The organism is Bacillus sp. B4EP4a (genome assembly GCF_006680105.1).
GTDB classification, from domain to species: domain Bacteria; phylum Bacillota; class Bacilli; order Bacillales; family DSM-1321; genus Peribacillus; species Peribacillus simplex_E.
This window is the reverse complement of record NZ_VHIK01000022.1, coordinates 254,014-270,439: the sequence shown is the minus strand read 5'-3', so window position 1 is coordinate 270,439 and position 16,426 is coordinate 254,014. Positions and strand designations below refer to the sequence as shown.

Annotated in this window: 15 protein-coding genes and 1 riboswitch; of the genes, 13 read left to right on the top strand and 2 right to left on the bottom strand. The window is 39.9% G+C overall.

Annotation, left to right across the window (positions count from 1 at the left end):
- Positions 1-141: 141 nt before the first annotated feature.
- From FNK51_RS13050 to FNK51_RS13000, 11 genes are all read left to right on the top strand, one after another.
- Positions 142-1,302, top strand: coding sequence for a D-alanyl-D-alanine carboxypeptidase family protein (locus FNK51_RS13050; protein ID WP_141993592.1), 1,161 nt, complete (start codon positions 142-144; stop codon positions 1,300-1,302).
- Positions 1,295-1,888 carry a nucleoside recognition domain-containing protein gene (locus tag FNK51_RS13045; RefSeq protein ID WP_076365572.1) on the top strand — a complete coding sequence of 198 codons (594 nt, stop codon included), beginning with the start codon at positions 1,295-1,297 and terminating at the stop codon, positions 1,886-1,888. Before FNK51_RS13050 ends, FNK51_RS13045 begins: the two co-directional genes overlap by 8 nt.
- A 1-nt stretch (position 1,889) precedes the next feature.
- Positions 1,890-2,429 (top strand): spore maturation protein, encoded by a 540-nt coding sequence (locus tag FNK51_RS13040; protein WP_141993591.1) that lies wholly within the window; start codon positions 1,890-1,892, stop codon positions 2,427-2,429.
- Positions 2,430-2,744: 315 nt separating this feature from the next.
- Positions 2,745-3,485 (top strand): 23S rRNA pseudouridine(2605) synthase RluB, encoded by a 741-nt coding sequence (gene rluB / locus FNK51_RS13035; protein WP_034308106.1) that lies wholly within the window; start codon positions 2,745-2,747, stop codon positions 3,483-3,485.
- Positions 3,486-3,693: 208 nt separating this feature from the next.
- Entirely contained in the window at positions 3,694-4,224 is a 531-nt protein-coding gene (gene resA / locus FNK51_RS13030; protein ID WP_098370814.1) for a thiol-disulfide oxidoreductase ResA, read from the top strand.
- An 18-nt stretch (positions 4,225-4,242) separates the two neighbouring features.
- Positions 4,243-5,892, top strand: a complete 1,650-nt coding sequence (gene resB / locus FNK51_RS13025) for a cytochrome c biogenesis protein ResB (RefSeq protein ID WP_141993590.1) — start codon at positions 4,243-4,245, stop codon at positions 5,890-5,892.
- Entirely contained in the window at positions 5,885-7,063 is a 1,179-nt protein-coding gene (ccsB, locus tag FNK51_RS13020; RefSeq protein ID WP_098370812.1) for a c-type cytochrome biogenesis protein CcsB, read from the top strand. The genes resB and ccsB overlap by 8 nt, the downstream gene beginning before the upstream one ends.
- 295 nt (positions 7,064-7,358) lie before the next feature.
- A complete protein-coding gene (locus FNK51_RS13015) occupies positions 7,359-8,075 on the top strand; it encodes a response regulator (RefSeq protein ID WP_141993589.1) in 717 nt (238 codons plus the stop codon).
- Positions 8,072-9,865: an ATP-binding protein gene (locus FNK51_RS13010; RefSeq protein WP_141993588.1), complete on the top strand. Its 1,794-nt coding sequence runs from the start codon at positions 8,072-8,074 to the stop codon at positions 9,863-9,865. Before FNK51_RS13015 ends, FNK51_RS13010 begins: the two co-directional genes overlap by 4 nt.
- 213 nt (positions 9,866-10,078) lie before the next feature.
- Positions 10,079-10,639: an RNA polymerase sigma factor SigX gene (gene sigX, locus FNK51_RS13005; protein ID WP_098370848.1), complete on the top strand. Its 561-nt coding sequence runs from the start codon at positions 10,079-10,081 to the stop codon at positions 10,637-10,639.
- Entirely contained in the window at positions 10,605-11,828 is a 1,224-nt protein-coding gene (locus tag FNK51_RS13000; RefSeq protein WP_141993587.1) for a GerMN domain-containing protein, read from the top strand. Before sigX ends, FNK51_RS13000 begins: the two co-directional genes overlap by 35 nt.
- 90 nt (positions 11,829-11,918) lie before the next feature.
- On the opposite strand, the gene serA is transcribed toward FNK51_RS13000, so the two are convergent.
- Positions 11,919-13,493, bottom strand: coding sequence for a phosphoglycerate dehydrogenase (gene serA, locus FNK51_RS12995; RefSeq protein WP_098370808.1), 1,575 nt, complete (start codon positions 13,491-13,493; stop codon positions 11,919-11,921).
- A gap of 308 nt (positions 13,494-13,801) precedes the next feature.
- Positions 13,802-13,938: riboswitch (FMN riboswitch) on the top strand.
- Between the two features lie 164 nt (positions 13,939-14,102).
- On the opposite strand from serA, the gene FNK51_RS12990 reads away from it, so the two are divergent.
- A complete protein-coding gene (locus tag FNK51_RS12990; RefSeq protein ID WP_141993586.1) occupies positions 14,103-14,684 on the top strand; it encodes an ECF transporter S component in 582 nt (193 codons plus the stop codon).
- Positions 14,685-14,823: 139 nt separating this feature from the next.
- Here the strand turns inward: FNK51_RS12990 and FNK51_RS12985 are convergent, their stop codons facing one another.
- A complete protein-coding gene (locus FNK51_RS12985; RefSeq protein ID WP_034308087.1) occupies positions 14,824-15,072 on the bottom strand; it encodes a ferredoxin in 249 nt (82 codons plus the stop codon).
- A gap of 290 nt (positions 15,073-15,362) precedes the next feature.
- On the opposite strand from FNK51_RS12985, the gene FNK51_RS12980 reads away from it, so the two are divergent.
- A complete protein-coding gene (locus FNK51_RS12980; protein ID WP_141993585.1) occupies positions 15,363-16,424 on the top strand; it encodes a YpbB family protein in 1,062 nt (353 codons plus the stop codon).
- The last annotated feature ends 2 nt before the right edge of the window (positions 16,425-16,426 follow it).

The following is a 16,426-nucleotide window of genomic DNA, read 5'->3' as shown; positions in this document are numbered from 1 at the left end:
CTAAATCGATAGGGGGCCCCTATCGATTTTTTTTATGTTGAAAATCAATAGATATCATGAAGGTTTACATTCTTTTATTCATAACCCTTGTCCATTTGCATAAACTTGTACAAAAACAAGTAAAGAGACGAGGGGGCACTCATGCGTTTTCCATATAAAGGGTTATCAAGTTTGTGTATTGTCATTCTCCTGTTGTCTTTTATTGCACCCGTACAAAGCGCCAATGCAAATGTATCCGTAAGTGCCCATAGTGCGATTTTAATGGATGAGGATAGCGGAAGGGTCATATATGAAGTGAATGCTCATGAAAAGAACCGCATAGCAAGCATTACGAAAATAATGACGGCTATCTTGGCTATTGAATCGGGACTAATGGATGAAACAGTGAAGGTGAGCAGCACTGCCTTCGGGACGGAGGGCTCGTCACTTTATTTAAAAGAAGGAGAAAGAATTAAGCTCGAAGATTTGGTTTATGGCTTGATGCTTCGTTCGGGTAATGATGCAGCAGTCGCAATCAGCGAAAAGGTTGGTGGAAGCCTAGATGGATTCGTGTGGATGATGAATCAAAAGGCGGAAGAAATCGGGATGAAAAATACCCATTTTTCAAATCCACATGGTTTGGATAATACGAAGAACCATTATTCAACCGCATATGATATGGCCATACTCACTCGTTATGCCATGCAAAATGAAACGTATGCAAAGATTGCCGGCACAAAGGAACACAGGGCATCTAATTCCACAGAACAATGGGATTATGTATGGAAGAACAAAAACCGCCTACTTACACAATTGTATGAGTATTGCACAGGGGGGAAAACAGGGTATACCAAACTAGCAAAACGTACCTTGGTCACGACCGCAACAAAAAACGGGCATGACCTGATTGCTGTGACATTGAATGGTCCGGATGATTGGAATGATCATATTCAAATGTACGAATCCGCATTTAAGGATTATAAGCCAACAGAAATTTTACCTGAAGGCATGGTAAAGAATATGGAAAATAAAATATATAAAGGGCATGTCTACATTAAAAATGATTTCTCGTACCCACTGACAAAAGAAGAGAGAAAGTTGGTCAATGTGAAAATGAAATTGTTGAAGCCACAGAGGGCTTGGAAGGATAAAAGGAAAATCCCAGCAGTGGTCGGCAGAGCATCCATCTATCTCGATGGAAAGAAAATAGGTAGTCGTTCGATTTTTTATGGGGAAGCAAAAGAAAGCTTCAAGCAACAATCATTCCAATCTTCATGGGCTGAGGTATTTGAAGCGGTATTGGGAATCGGACGCAATGGTTAATTACATTTGGGTCGGGATGTTTGTGATCGGTATTGTCTTTGGCATGATTAATGGGACGATGGATCAGGTGAATGAAGCTCTATTTGTCAGCGCAAAGGAAGCGGTCACCCTTTGCCTGGGACTGATGAGCATACTTGTCTTTTGGCTGGGTTTGATGAAAATAGCGGAGGAATCGGGGCTGTTAGATAAACTATCCAATTTGTTCAAGCCGTTCATGAGATGGCTATTCCCTGAAGTGCCTCCTAATCATCCCGCTATGGGGTATATACTTTCCAATATGATGGCAAACACATTTGGATTGGGGAATGCAGCTACGCCTCTTGGTATAAAAGCCATGGAACAGCTAAAGAAACTAAATGGGGGAAAAGCAACGGTCAGCCGCTCGATGGTCACTTTTTTAGCCATCAATACCTCAAGCGTAACGTTGATTCCAACTACTGTCATTGCTATCCGCATGAATTACGATGCCCACTCCCCGACGGACATCGTTTTTCCGACCATAATAGCAACGGCCATTTCTGCAGTTGGAGGAATCGCGATAGATCGATATTTTTATTACAAGAGAAAGAGGAGCGGGAGGGAATAGGATGTTGCACTGGATGACCACCATTTCAATTTGGATGATACCGATTTTGATCCTCTGTATATTACTGTACGGCACATTGAAAAGAGTTCCCACCTATGAGACCTTCGTTGAGGGGGGGAAAGAAGGAATCAGCATGTCTTTTTCCCTCATCCCTTTCCTGGTAGGGATGCTAGTGGCGATTTCAGTATTTAGGGCATCAGGGGCCTTGGATTTTATTGTACAATCACTGCACCCCTTGCTTTCCTTTCTTCATTTTCCATCTGAGGTTTTACCCCTTGCTATTATTAGACCAATATCCGGAACAGCCGCTTTAGGAATAACCAGCGACCTGATATCTGTTTATGGACCGGATTCCTTTACTGGGCGATTGGCTGCCACGATTCAGGGAAGTACAGATACCACCTTCTATGTATTGACCGTTTATTTTGGAGCTGTCGGGATCAAAAAAATGGGTGATGCCCTAAAGGTCGGTCTTTTGGCAGACTTGATCGGTATCATAGCTGCCGTTATCGTCGTCACATTGGTTTTTGGTATGAATTAAAGACTAGGGAAATGGGCGATTCCATTTCTTTTTTTTTGTCTTTTTTCTTAAACAATCGGCTATGTTAAGTTCTCCATTTTTAAACGAAATCGAACTTTCATCCAAAAGAAACATTTTTTTGTATGGAAAAATAAGCTATGTTACACTCATTATGGAAACCAACCCATTTAACCGTCCCATTATTGGTGTAATAATAAAAGAAAAGCTCTTATTCGCGAAAAACCTTTTGTTTTTGCCTCTCAATATGTAATAATTGTATGATTGTGTATGTATAGACAATAACAAACGAATGATTATACTATGGGGTGAAGATAGATGGAACGATTACAAAAGGTGATAGCACATGCTGGACTGGCTTCCCGCCGTAAAGCAGAAGAGTTGATTTTAGAAGGTAAGGTAAAAGTGAACGGCAAAGTAGTGAAGGAATTAGGTGTGAAAGTTGGGCCTAATGATAAGGTTGAGGTTAATGAAGTCCCGCTAGAAAAAGAAGCCCCAGTTTATTTCCTATTCTATAAACCGCGCGGCGTCATTTCGGCAGTTTCTGATGATAAGAATAGAAAAGTCGTAACTGACTTTTTCCCTTACATCAATGAACGGATTTATCCAGTTGGCCGCTTGGATTACGATACTTCAGGCTTATTGATTTTAACCAATGACGGGGAATTTGCAAACACGTTAATGCATCCGAAGCATGAAGTGGATAAAGTGTACGTGGCAAAAGTGAAAGGGATGCCTTTGCGTGAAAGCTTGAAAAAGTTGGATAAAGGTATCAAGTTGGAGGATGGCAAGACTGCACCAGCCAAGACAAGGGTATTGTCTACCGACAAGAAAAAGGAAACGGCGATAGTTGAAATCACAATACATGAAGGCAGGAACAGGCAAGTCCGCCGGATGTTCGAAGCAATTGGCCATCCCGTCATTAAATTGAAGAGGGAACAATATGGTTTCTTGACCTTGGACGGTTTAACTGCAGGAGATTCCCGGGAGCTGACTCCACATGAAGTTAAATTAATGCGGACTTTAGCAACGACCGAACCTAAACAGCGGAGAATGTAAGAAAGAATTTTCCTGTATTAATAGGTTGAAACCACTACCCCATTCTTCCCCTGGAAGAATGGGGTAGTGGAAAACAACCTGTAAATACCTTTTCCTTCATGAATCAGGAAAGAATGTCACAAAACCTTCAGAAATGTAAATAAAAAGGACATGGCGTTAAATGGTATAATGGTATGGTTAAATTTAGTGTGGCCTTAGGAGGATCTCTATGGATAAAAAGAAGCGACGCCTAATTAGCAGAACCATCATTCTCCTGCTTTTAGGTGCAGCTTTAGTGTTTGCCCTTTATACGAACTTCACTAAAGATAAGAATGAAAGTCTGAGAAAAGGATCAGATGCACCCAATTTCGTCTTGACTGATATGGAAGGCAAAGAGCATAAACTTTCCGATTACAAGGGAAAAGGCGTCTTCCTGAACTTTTGGGGTACATATTGCAAGCCGTGTGAATACGAAATGCCTTATATGGAAAATCAATATAAAAACTTTAAAGACCATGGCGTAGAGATATTGGCGGTTAATGTCGGGGAATCTGACTATGCTGTCAATAATTTCATTACAAAGCATGATCTGACCTTTCCTGTCATGATCGATAAAGGTAGGGAAGTGGAAAATGCTTATCGCGTGGATATATTGCCTGTCACCTTTTTGGTCGATAAAGAGGGGAAAGTGATAGATATCATCACCGGAGCTTTGACAGAAGAGAGCATCCAAAAGCATATGGAGAGAATTAAACCATAATATTGGGGAGTTTTTGACATGAAAGAAGTAAAATGCGATTGTGGTCATATAAATCCGTTTGGCACAAAGATTTGTGGTAAATGCGGGATGGTGCTTGGTAACGAAAAAGAAAACAAGCTTATTGATATGAGATATGAGGGAAGTGCCAGGCGTTCACAAACATATAAAAAAACGATCATCGATAAAATATGGAACTTCTTTTCTTCCGTTAAGGTAGGGGTGACGCTCATTGTCATTGCGTTGATCGCTTCAGCTATCGGGACGATTTTACCTCAGGAAATGTACATACCTTCAACAGCTACGCCTGCTGAGCATTATGAACTGGAATACGGCTGGTTCGGAAGAGTGTATTATGAACTCGGGTTTCATAACTTATATAGTTCATGGTGGTATTTGATTATCATAGGCATGCTGGGCATATCACTATTGATTGCCAGTATCGATCGGTTCTTTCCATTATATCGATCGTTAAAAAAACAAGGGGTCACACGTCATGACGGTTTCATGAAACGTCAGCGGATTTATGGGGTGACAAAGCTTGAAGACCAAGATATAAACCTTGAAGAAGTAAAGGATAGACTAAAAAGGCAGCGTTATCATATACGGGAGGAAAACGGTCATATACTTGCCGAAAAGGGTCGTTTTTCACGTTGGGGACCCTATGTTAATCATATTGGACTTATCATTTTCTTAATTGGAGCATTATTGCGTTCTGTCCCTGGGATGTATATCGACAAAGTACTTTGGCTGCGTGAAGGCGAGAGAAAAGAAATCCCGGGTACAAATGGTGAATATTACCTCCAGAATAATGAATTTACCTTAGAGGTGTATGACAAAGAGAATCAAGAAGATGCGCAGTACAGTGCTGCAATAGATAAAACCGGTACGATCGCAAAAACCTATCAATCCGATGTTACGTTGTATGAGCGCAAGGGAGAAACCTTACCAGGGGAAAAAGTGGACCTTGAAAAACTTAAAGATTATAAAATCAAAGTCAATGAACCTCTGAAACATGATCATTATGCCCTCTACCAAGTAGACTATAAACTGGATGAGCTCAGTACGATGTCTTTTAATTTGATAAATAAAAAAACCGAAGAGAAATATGGAAGCTTAAAGGTTGATTTGAACAATCCACAAAAGAAATACGAGTTGAAAGAAGGATATTCTGTTGACTTGATCAGTTACTTCCCCGATTTCGAGTTCGATGAAAAAGGTGAACCTAGAACGATATCGAAGATTCCGAATAATCCAGCATTTATCTTTAAAATGCATACTCCGGATAAGCCAGAAGGTGAGGTCAGTTTCGTAGCGATTAAAGAGACTGTGGAGCCTTTAGGGGAAAACACTTATAAAATGGCTTTTAATGGTGTGGAAACCCAAGATGTCACGGCTTTGACCGTCAGGAAGGATTTAACGCTTTGGATCTTATTCACGGGTGGAATCATTTTCATGATCGGCGTTGTCCAAGGGTCTTATTGGAATCACCGGCGTATATGGATTAAGAGGAAAGATGATGAGATATTAATGGCCGGCCATACAAACAAAAACTGGCACGGTATTAAAAGAGATATAAAACAAGCGATAGAATCAACATCACTTTCCGAACCAATGGATCAACTTGAAGATGAGAAATCTTCTAGTAAGGGGGAAGTTTTAAATGGCTGAATTAAGCAGTAACTTTTTATATGCAGCTTTCTTATTATATCTTGTCGCAACCTTTTTATTTGGGGGATCGATCAAGGATAAACGCGGAGCGGAGGAAAAGAAACAAAACATATGGGCTAAACTGGGCATTTTCATCACCATTCTCGGTTTCGCGGCGCAAATTGGGTATTTCATCACTAGATGGATAGCTGCCGGCCATGCTCCGGTAAGTAACCTGTTTGAATTTACGACCTTTTTCGGAATGATGCTGGTCGGTGCTTTCATATTAATTTATTTCCTTTATAAAACACCTGCCCTTGGGCTATTCGCTTTACCGATTGCGTTATTGATAATCGCATATGCAAGTATGTTCCCTACAGAAATTTCGCCACTCATTCCTGCTTTGCAGAGCGATTGGCTTCATATTCATGTAACGACTGCAGCGGCAGGACAGTCGATCCTTGCCATAAGTTTCGTTACTGCCATCATTTATTTAATCAAATTCGTCGATCAGACACAATCAAGCAAAAGAACGTTCTGGCTTGAAGGCATCATGTTCACATTAGTCTGCACCATTGGATTCGTCATCATCACTTCTTCTTTTGCTGCGATGGATTATAAGGCGAATTTTGATTGGGTCGATAAACACGGAGCCGAGGTCAAACAGGAATTCAACTTACCGGCTTTGGTTGGTCCCAATGAAGGGAAACTTATCGAGACGGATCGATTTGAACCACTGGTGGACATGCCTCCACTGATCAATGCCAAGAAACTGAATACTGTACTTTGGTCATTCGGTATGGGGCTCGTCTTGTATGGTTTAATAAGGTTGATTGCTCGCAAAAGAGTGGCAGCATTGATTAAACCGATCGTTAAAAATGTGAATTTGAATTTATTGGATGAGATTAGTTATCGTTCGGTCCTTATCGGTTTTCCGATTTTTACACTCGGTGCCCTCATTTTTGCAATGATCTGGGCTCAAGTGGCCTGGACACGATTCTGGGGCTGGGATCCGAAAGAGGTCTGGGCACTGGTTACTTGGTTGTTTTATGCAGCTTTCTTACATCTGCGCATGTCGAAGGGATGGCAAGGGGAAAAATCAGCTTGGCTTGCCGTCATCGGTTTTGCCATCATTATGTTTAACCTGATATTCGTCAATCTTGTTATTGCTGGTTTGCATTCATATGCTTGATTCTGTATTGTAATATTTAGATGAAGGGGGTCTTTTGAAAGAAACATCGAGGAGTTGGCTTATCGATTTTTCTGGAGAATGATCCTTTTTTTCGTCACTCACTTTAATAAGGATATTTCGGTGAAATAGCATTCATGAACTTTTAGTGAGCGGTCGAAGTCTTTTTTTGTGACAAAATGGTGAAAGGTTCATGGAAGCCATGCAAAATAGGCTCTTTATCGTACTTTGTGCGGAAAAAGTATTAGTCATGGAAGTTTTCATTTTGTAGAATATATGATAGGAGGCTGATTACATAATGTATAATGCTATAAAAATTCTCGTGGTGGATGATGAGGAAAGAATCCGCCGGCTGCTAAAGATGTATTTGGAAAGAGAAGATTACATAATCGATGAAGCTGAAAATGGAGATATGGCTTTAACAAAAGCCATTGAAAATGATTATGATTTAATTTTATTGGATATTATGATGCCTGGTAAAGATGGAATCGAAGTTTGCCGTGAATTAAGGGAAAAGAAAACGACACCGATTATCATGCTGACTGCTAAAGGGGAAGAAGTGAACCGCGTTCAAGGGTTCGAAGTGGGGACAGATGATTATATCGTAAAGCCGTTCAGTCCCCGGGAAGTCGTATTAAGGGTTAAAGCTTTATTACGTCGCTCTTCAAGCACTAGTTACATGCAGACGGAAACGACGGCAAAAGATGTGATCGTCTTCTCGCATTTAACCATTGATAATGATGCCCACCGAGTACTTGCTGATAACAAAGAGGTTTCATTAACACCAAAAGAATATGAATTATTATATTTCTTGGCGAAATCCCCAGATAAAGTTTTCGACCGGGAGCAATTGTTAAAAGAAGTGTGGCACTATGAATTCTTTGGGGATCTTCGAACTGTTGACACGCATGTTAAACGCTTACGTGAAAAATTAAACCGCATATCCGAAAACGCAGCCAAGATGATTGTCACTGTTTGGGGTGTAGGTTACAAGTTCGAAGTCATTAATGACTGATGCTATGGGGCAGTGTTGTAGGGAAGCTATGGGCAACGATCCTATTGCTCGTGTCGTTTGTATTAATTGTTTTAACCGTTCTGCTGGTCGAATTCTTTGAGAATTTCCAGATTGAAAATATTGAAAATGATTTAACCAAAACTGCTGAACAAATCATTAAGGTAACGAATGAACATCAGGGATCCAGCAATGAGGTTTTACAAATAGCTTCGGAATTAATAGGCAACGAAACGAAAATGATCATTCTTAATGATGACAAAATGATATTCTCATCAATCGGAGGAGATAATGAGTACGAAATCACGCCGGAACTCATTAAAAAAGATTCCGAATTGATCAAGGTTTTTACTGAAAGAAAGACTGTAAAAAAGGAAATGGCGCTATCCGATGATGCAGGCAATGAGGAATTGTCCTCAATCGTAGTAGGCATTCCACTTGAATTGAATGGGGAACAGGATGAAGTTTTCCTATTTCAATCGTTGGAGTCGATGGAAGAAACCACAAAATCGACTACACAGTTCATATTATTGGCAGCAGGCATCGCCATTATTTTGACAACGATTTTTGCTTTCTTTTTATCTACAAGAATCAATGCCCCATTGGTGAAGATGAGGGAAGCCGCACTAGCGATTGCCCGGGGGAAATTTGATACAAAGGTCCCGATCTTGACACAAGATGAGATCGGCGAGCTTGCCATAGCGTTTAACCAGATGAGAAAACAGCTGAAATTCAATATGAATGCACTTAGTCAGGAAAAGGAACATCTCTCAAGCATTCTTAGCAGTATGGCAGATGGGGTCATTACCTTCAATAAAGATGGCACAATTCTTGAAACGAATCCGCCAGCAGAAAGATTTCTGCAATCCTGGTACTTTGAAAAGGGCTATAACCGGGAAGATAATGTCAATGTCCCATTGGTTTTGATGAATCTTTTTGATGAATCAGAGTCCTTCCATAAGGAGCAAGTCGGTGAAATTACTTTGCAGGGCCGTGATTGGGGATTCATTGTTAGTCCGCTATATACAAATGCCGACAATATTCGGGGAGCGGTGGCCATTATACGGGATATGAGTGATGAAAGACGTATGGACAAACTTAGGACTGATTTCATAGCGAATGTCTCCCATGAGTTAAGAACACCGATTTCAATGTTGCAAGGATATAGTGAAGCGATTGTAGATGACATTGCGAGCAGTGAAGAGGAAAAGGTGGAAATGGCCCGCATCATCTATGATGAGTCTTTGAGAATGGGCCGTTTAGTCAATGATCTCCTCGATCTAGCTAAATTGGAATCGGGTAAAATGAACCTTAGCTATGAATACGTACCTATTTCTCCTTATTTAAAGAGGATTACAAGTAAGTTTTCCGGGCTGGCTAAAGAAAAGGGGATCACAATATCAGCCAGCATGCAAGACGATCAAATTCAATGGCATTTCGACCCGGACCGCATTGAACAGGTTTTGACCAATTTAATTGATAATGCGATTCGTCATACTCCTCCGGGCGGTAACATTGATGTCATTCAGAGGACAAGTGATCGAAGGGGTCTGATCATTGATGTGAGGGACTCTGGATCTGGAATTCCCGAAGAAGATTTGCCTTTTGTATTCGAGAGGTTTTATAAAGCGGATAAAGCAAGGACCCGCGGCCGTTCGGGCACCGGTTTGGGTTTGGCAATCGTAAAAAATATAATCAATGCCCATGATGGCTTCATTTCGGTAAACAGTTTACCTAATAAAGGGACGACTTTCAGTTTTATTCTGCCTCGAATTATGGAAAATGCTGAATGACGGGTGGCTTGCCAAAAAATCTTGTTTCATGAGGAACTGAGAAGACAAAGGCAATTGGATTTCTTTCCAACTTGTCTTTGTTTTTTTTCGGAAACAAAATAAGAAGTCCCTGATATGTGGAAATTAACGGAATTTTATAATAAGATTAAAGCCGAAGTATGTAACTTTTGTTTAGGATTGACGACTATATTTATGAACGGATGTGGGGAAATGATGGATTCCGTTTTCCACGATCTATATGAAAAATATCATCAGGAAATATATCAATTCATTTTTTATATGACTAAAAATCGAGAAACGGCTGAGGACCTTGTTCAGGAAGTCTATATCCGGGTGATGAAGGCTTATGAACGCTTTGAAGGAAAAAGCAGTGAAAAAACGTGGATGTACTCGATTGCAAGAAATGTGACGATTGATTACTTTCGGAAACAAAAAGGGTGGAAAGATAAAATCTTTCCTAACTTTGATTGGGATAGGCAATTGATAAAAGATAAAGAGCCCATTCCGGAAGAAGTGGCTATCATGAACGATGAAATCCAAGATATTTATCAATGCTTAAACCGGTGTACCACGAATCAAAGATCGGTCATCATTTTACGATATATTCAGGGATTGTCCATTACGGAAACTGCTGAAGTATTGAATTGGAGTGAAAGTAAGGTAAAAACGACCCAGCACCGTGCTTTGAAGGCTATTAAAAAGTTGATGGAAGATTTATCAGGAAAGGAGGGCCACCGCATTGAGAAGATCCCGTTGGAAAGAAAGCGAAATTGAAGACCTGCTGCGCGAGCTTCCGAAATTAAAAGATGACCGAACCAAGGCAGAGGTGTTTTCGAGAATACATGATAAGAAGAAAAAGAAACACTGGATACCTCTATTTGTGGGTGTTGCCTCCTTATTCTTAATGGTAGTTTTGGCATCATCTTTAATTATTGAAAAAAAAGGAACGACAAGTCAAGAGGACAGCGGCAGTAGTGGGAAATTATCTCTATCTGAAAATAAGGAAATGGCAGATCTTGAACGGCAGGATGGAAGTAACAAAGAAAATCATTCAGCAGATAAACAGGATAATCAAAAGTTTTCGAGTAAGCAAGCGGAAATCGAATCTAAAGACAAGGTTTCAGAAATGGAACCCCGAAAAGGGGAAAAGGAAAAAACATTTGCACGAGCGATCTATCAAGATGACCTTAAAAATGCATCGATCATTACGATGGGTGTCCCAGATGATCAAATGAATTTCATCGTTCCCATTTCAATTAAACTCAAACATTATGACGAAGGTGATAAACTGAATCAGTTAGTTAATCAAATGTCCGATATGGATGAAGAGCAATATGGGCTATCTGACTATTTTCCACTTGATATAAAGATCAGCAAAGGAAATGATAGGACCACTGCTCATATTGATTTTCAAGAAAAAAGCCGACTATTGGATGAAGATACACTTTTTCTCCATTCGATGGAGGAAACGCTTTCATATAACAATATAGAGAAAATGACATTTTCTACAGATGGTAAGCAAGGTGCCATGTTTGCGCACGCGGGATATTTAAAGGAGGTGGACATACCTCATCAAAAAAATCGCACATACTTTCTTTACCAAAGGGATCAGTCCTCCCCAAGGTTCCTTGTTCCAAGCAATATGGGTTATCAGGACTTTGAGGAGGCGCTGCAAGCTGGAAAAGGGGAGGCGGACATCGAGGGAATTTCACCTGCAATCCCGCATGACCTGACATGGGAAAGGGTAAGCTCTAATGGAGATCTTGTGATCATTCAATTATCAGATCAAGCTGCCATTGAAAATAGTAAGGAATCCCTTCAAGCTTTAGAAGCCATACTCTTCATTGCCAAGGATTTTGGTTTTGAAAAAGTGAAGTTTGAAAATGCTCCTATTGAAGAGGTAGGCCAGCTGAATTTAACTGAAGACATAGTGGTGCCCAAAGCACCGAACCAAGTGAATTGATGGTGCGTTAAAAACACCCTGTCTATGGTTGGCAAAAGCCCCTTGCATTCACAGAAAAAGTGCCCGCGCTGGACGGGCACTTTTTTCTTCTTATAATGAGATACGGGCCATGAATGTAATTTCTTCTGTTTCCATTAAAAATTGTTTCATGTTGTCTTCTAATGGTAAATCAAAGCTCAAAACCATGATGGCTTCCCCGCCAGCTTCTTTTCGGCCAACCTGCATGGTGGCGATATTCACTCCGTGATCACCTAGGACCTTACCTACGTTACCGATTACACCAGGTTTATCGGTATGCTGGATATAAAGTAAATTCGGTTCTGGTTGAAAGTCGATTTTGAAACCATTCAAACTTACAATTCGAGAACCGTAATTTTCGATATAGGTTCCACTGATTGTTAATTCACGGTTGTCACCTTTTACTTTAAGGCTGATCAAATTCGAGTAACCTAAAGAGTCCGTAGAGATTTTTTCACCAACGGTTATGCCACACTCTTTTGCGATCAACAGGGCATTCACTTCATTGACTGATGCATCAACTCTTGATCTGAAAAAGCCAGAGATTAGACTTTTTGTAAGAATCGCTGTATCGAAATCCAATGATTCTCCTGCATACGTAACGGAGATTTCCTGAATTCCTTCATTCATGCACTGAGAAGCAATGGATCCCATTTGCTGAACAAGTTGATAGAAAGGCTGTACTTTTTCAAACACTTCTTTAGATATGGCTGGAAGGTTGATTGAACTTGAGACTGGGTTTCCTTCAAAATAGGTCAATACTTCTTGGGCAACCTGTACGGCAACATTTAATTGGGCTTCTTTCGTGGAAGCACCAAGATGCGGTGTAGCAATGACGCTATCCAGTTCAAGCAGTTTATGGCCAAGTGGAGGTTCTTCGACGAAAACGTCCAGTGCCGCCCCTGCAACATGTCCTTCGACTAACATTTCATATAAATCATCTTCGTCTAGAATTCCACCACGGGCGCAGTTTAGTACATATACCCCCTTTTTACAGGTAAGCAGTTTTTCTTTATTGATTAATCCTCTAGTATCATTCGTTAGTGGTGTATGAACAGTAATGATGTCTGCTTTAGGAAGCAATTCATCTAACGGCAGGGCCGTTACGGACATTTTCTTTGCACGATCGACAGTCAGGAACGGATCATAGACAATGACATCCATGCCAAACACTTTAGCACGTTTTGCAATTTCCCCTCCGATACGTCCAAAGCCAACTATACCTAATGTTTTACCACGAAGTTCAGTTCCCGTATATGAAGAACGTTTCCACTCCCCATTCTTCAGTGAAGCGTAAGCTTGCGGAATGTGGCGCATTAATGAAGCCATCATCGCAAATGTATGTTCAGCTGTTGAAATGGTATTGCCGTCAGGTGCATTAACCACGACAATCCCGCGTTTTGTCGCCGCGGGGATGTCTATGTTATCAACACCGACACCAGCGCGTGCTATAATTTTTAACTGCGGCATACGGTTCATTAAATCTTCCGAAACCTTCGTTGCACTTCTCACAAGAATTGCATCGATCCGATCAAGTTCGTTTGCAGCTTCCTCTACGGTTTTCTGAATGAGATGAATATTGGATGCCTCTGATAACGGTCCGAGTCCTTCTGGTTTAATGGCGTCTGCTACTAAAATCCGATACACGTCTAAACACCTTCCTAGGGAAAATAATTATCTTAAATTTCAGTTAATTTTACAATTGAAATGCTGCTTATGTCAATTTGGCTTAACTCGATGTAAGCGCTTAATAACATGATTATCATCTGATCATTTATTTAATATCGTGATATAAATGGCTTCGTCTTCGTTTGCATAGTATAAAAAAATTTTCGTTATTTGTTTTAAACCATTCACTGCGACGATCGATATTCATCCTAAACGCATCTACTGAGAAAAAATGCTATCAAAAAAAATGAATTTCAGATATAATGGGAAGTATAAAAATTTTATAGGTCTATCTTCGGGGCGGGGCGCAATTCCCCACCGGCGGTGATGAAGGAATTTCTTCTTCTAAGCCCGCGAGCCTTACAAGGCAGGATTTGGTGTGATTCCAAAGCCGACAGTATAGTCTGGATGGGAGAAGATGGAGGTTCCTGAGTGCGTTTCAACAGTTATTTGCTGAACGTTTGTTTGATGTAACCTTTAATTTATCCCTTTAATTCTATTGGAATTAAAGGTTTTTTATTGAGCATCAACATATTTTGGAACCCAAACCTCTTTTTCAGGTAGATCGGAAAAGAAGGAGAGAGAACTATGAATAAGAACAAAGTGAAAAAAACGGTTACACTTGCAATGATGGGAAGCATTTCTTATTTATTGATGCTTTTAAATTTCCCGTTTCCAGGATTCCCGCCTTTTCTAAATGTCGATTTTAGCGACATACCAGCACTGATGGCGGCATTGATTTTCGGTCCGATGGCTGGAATTCTAGTCGAGTTCATTAAAAACCTATTGGATTTAGTCATGACAGGGACCTTGACTGCTGTACCTGTGGGGCATATCGCTAACTTTATAGCCGGAATACTGTTTGTCTTGCCAACTTATTATGTATTTAAGAAAATCAATTCAAAAAAAGGGATGACGTTCGCTTTACTTGCGGGGACAGTTTCCATGGCAGTATTCATGAGTGTTTTAAACTATTTTGTTTTTTTACCGGCATATACCTTCTTTATGGGATGGGATGCAATGTCGGCGCCCGAGTCAAGAAAGTTCGTTACGACGGCAATCTTGCCTTTCAACGTGATTAAAGGCGTGCTCATCACATCTGTATTCATGTTGCTGTTCATTAAATTACAGACATGGATCAATAAGCAAATATTATATAAAAATGCTTAACGGCATTGACGATAGAAATGAAAAAACAACCGGATATCCATATTCGGTTGTTTTTTATGTTTGTTTTTTTGTATGAGGAGATGTAATCCAACATTGGCCAAAAGAAAAAGCCATTCTCGATTGAAAATGGCTTGTACCGTTATTCGAATTTTAGTGCATCTCCGTCAAATGCCTCGTCAGCAACTTTAATGGAATCCGTTGGGCATCCTTCAAATGCATCCATCATGTCGTCTATAAGTACATCTGGAATTTCAACGATTCCCTCGTTATCGTCAAGGGTAACAAATGCAATCCCTTCGTCATCATAATCATATATATCTGGTGCCGCTGCTCCGCATGCTCCACAAGCTATGCATGTTTCTTTATCCACAATTGTAAATTTAGCCATGAATATAACCCCTCCTAAGTTGATTAACAACTGATAATCTTTTTATTTCAGATTATTATCTCTTTCTTATTGTAAGACCGAATGCCAAACTTTTCAATAGAAATTGTATTGATAATAACTATCATGTAGCTGAATGTCAACGAAAAACATCGAAATAATTAACTTGGTTCTCTCCATGGTTCGTCATTTAGTCACATAATTTCCCTTGTAATCATCAATAATAACGGCGATTTTTGCAGTTTTTTGTTACAATGGGGTTATTGGTTAAATGAAACAAGGATGTGAGTCCCATGAATAATTATCTACAGGCCATCATTCTATATGCGATAAAAAAATTTCAAGGCGAACGTTCCATTTATGCTATATACCATATGCTGCAGGGTAAGAAATCGTCACAAACAATCCAGGATGCCCATTTATTCGGGTTAACTGATATTTTTGGGACAATACCCCGATTTACCCGTCAGCAATTAAATCAAAACATTGAACATTTACTTAAGCATGACATGATTAATTTAACGGATAAACCAGATGCGTATGAAATTAGTATGCAAGGTGAGAAAATGTTAGGCGATTACTTTAAAAGTAAACCTTTTCCGACGTATATAAATGGTTGGAAGTATCACAATATCACCCCGGTTTTCTGGGGAAGGTTAAACTTACTCATTCAAACTATATCCCATATTGTCCACAATGAAAGACGTTTTTATCCGATACAAAGAAATCCCAAAATCCAATTCTTCGTAAAGGAATTTTTACATGTCAATCGTGAGGATCGAGCGGTGATTGCCCAACATCTATATGATGAATTGATATCCCTTTTAGAAAGTCAAAGTGATATGAAACGAGATATTTTCATTTTGAGGTTAACCGGAATAAACAGGATTGGACTTACGTTTGAACAGATTGCAAAAAGGAAAGATGTAGAAGAAGAGTATGTTCGCTTTACATTCCTTGACTCATTACATCAAATGCTTGCAGAAATGGAAACGGGAAAGGATTACCCTCTCTTGTCCTCATTAACCAATGATTGGAAAAGAAGTGGGAATCCTCAATTGACACAATCTACAAATACAACTTTACGATACATCCAGGAAGGGAAAAATCTGGGTGAAATAGCTGAAATCCGCAGATTGAAAGTCAACACCATCGAAGATCACCTTGTAGAAATTGTCTTATCGGAAAAAGATTTTCCGATTTCCGATTATGTAACTATCGAGGATGAGAGGGAAATTGCTGAAGCTATTAAGGAACTTGGTACGAAAAAGCTTAAAGCAATCAAGCAGATGGTCGATAATAAACAAATAAGCTTTTTCCAAATAAGACTTGTACTTGCGAAAATAGGTGAGTGATG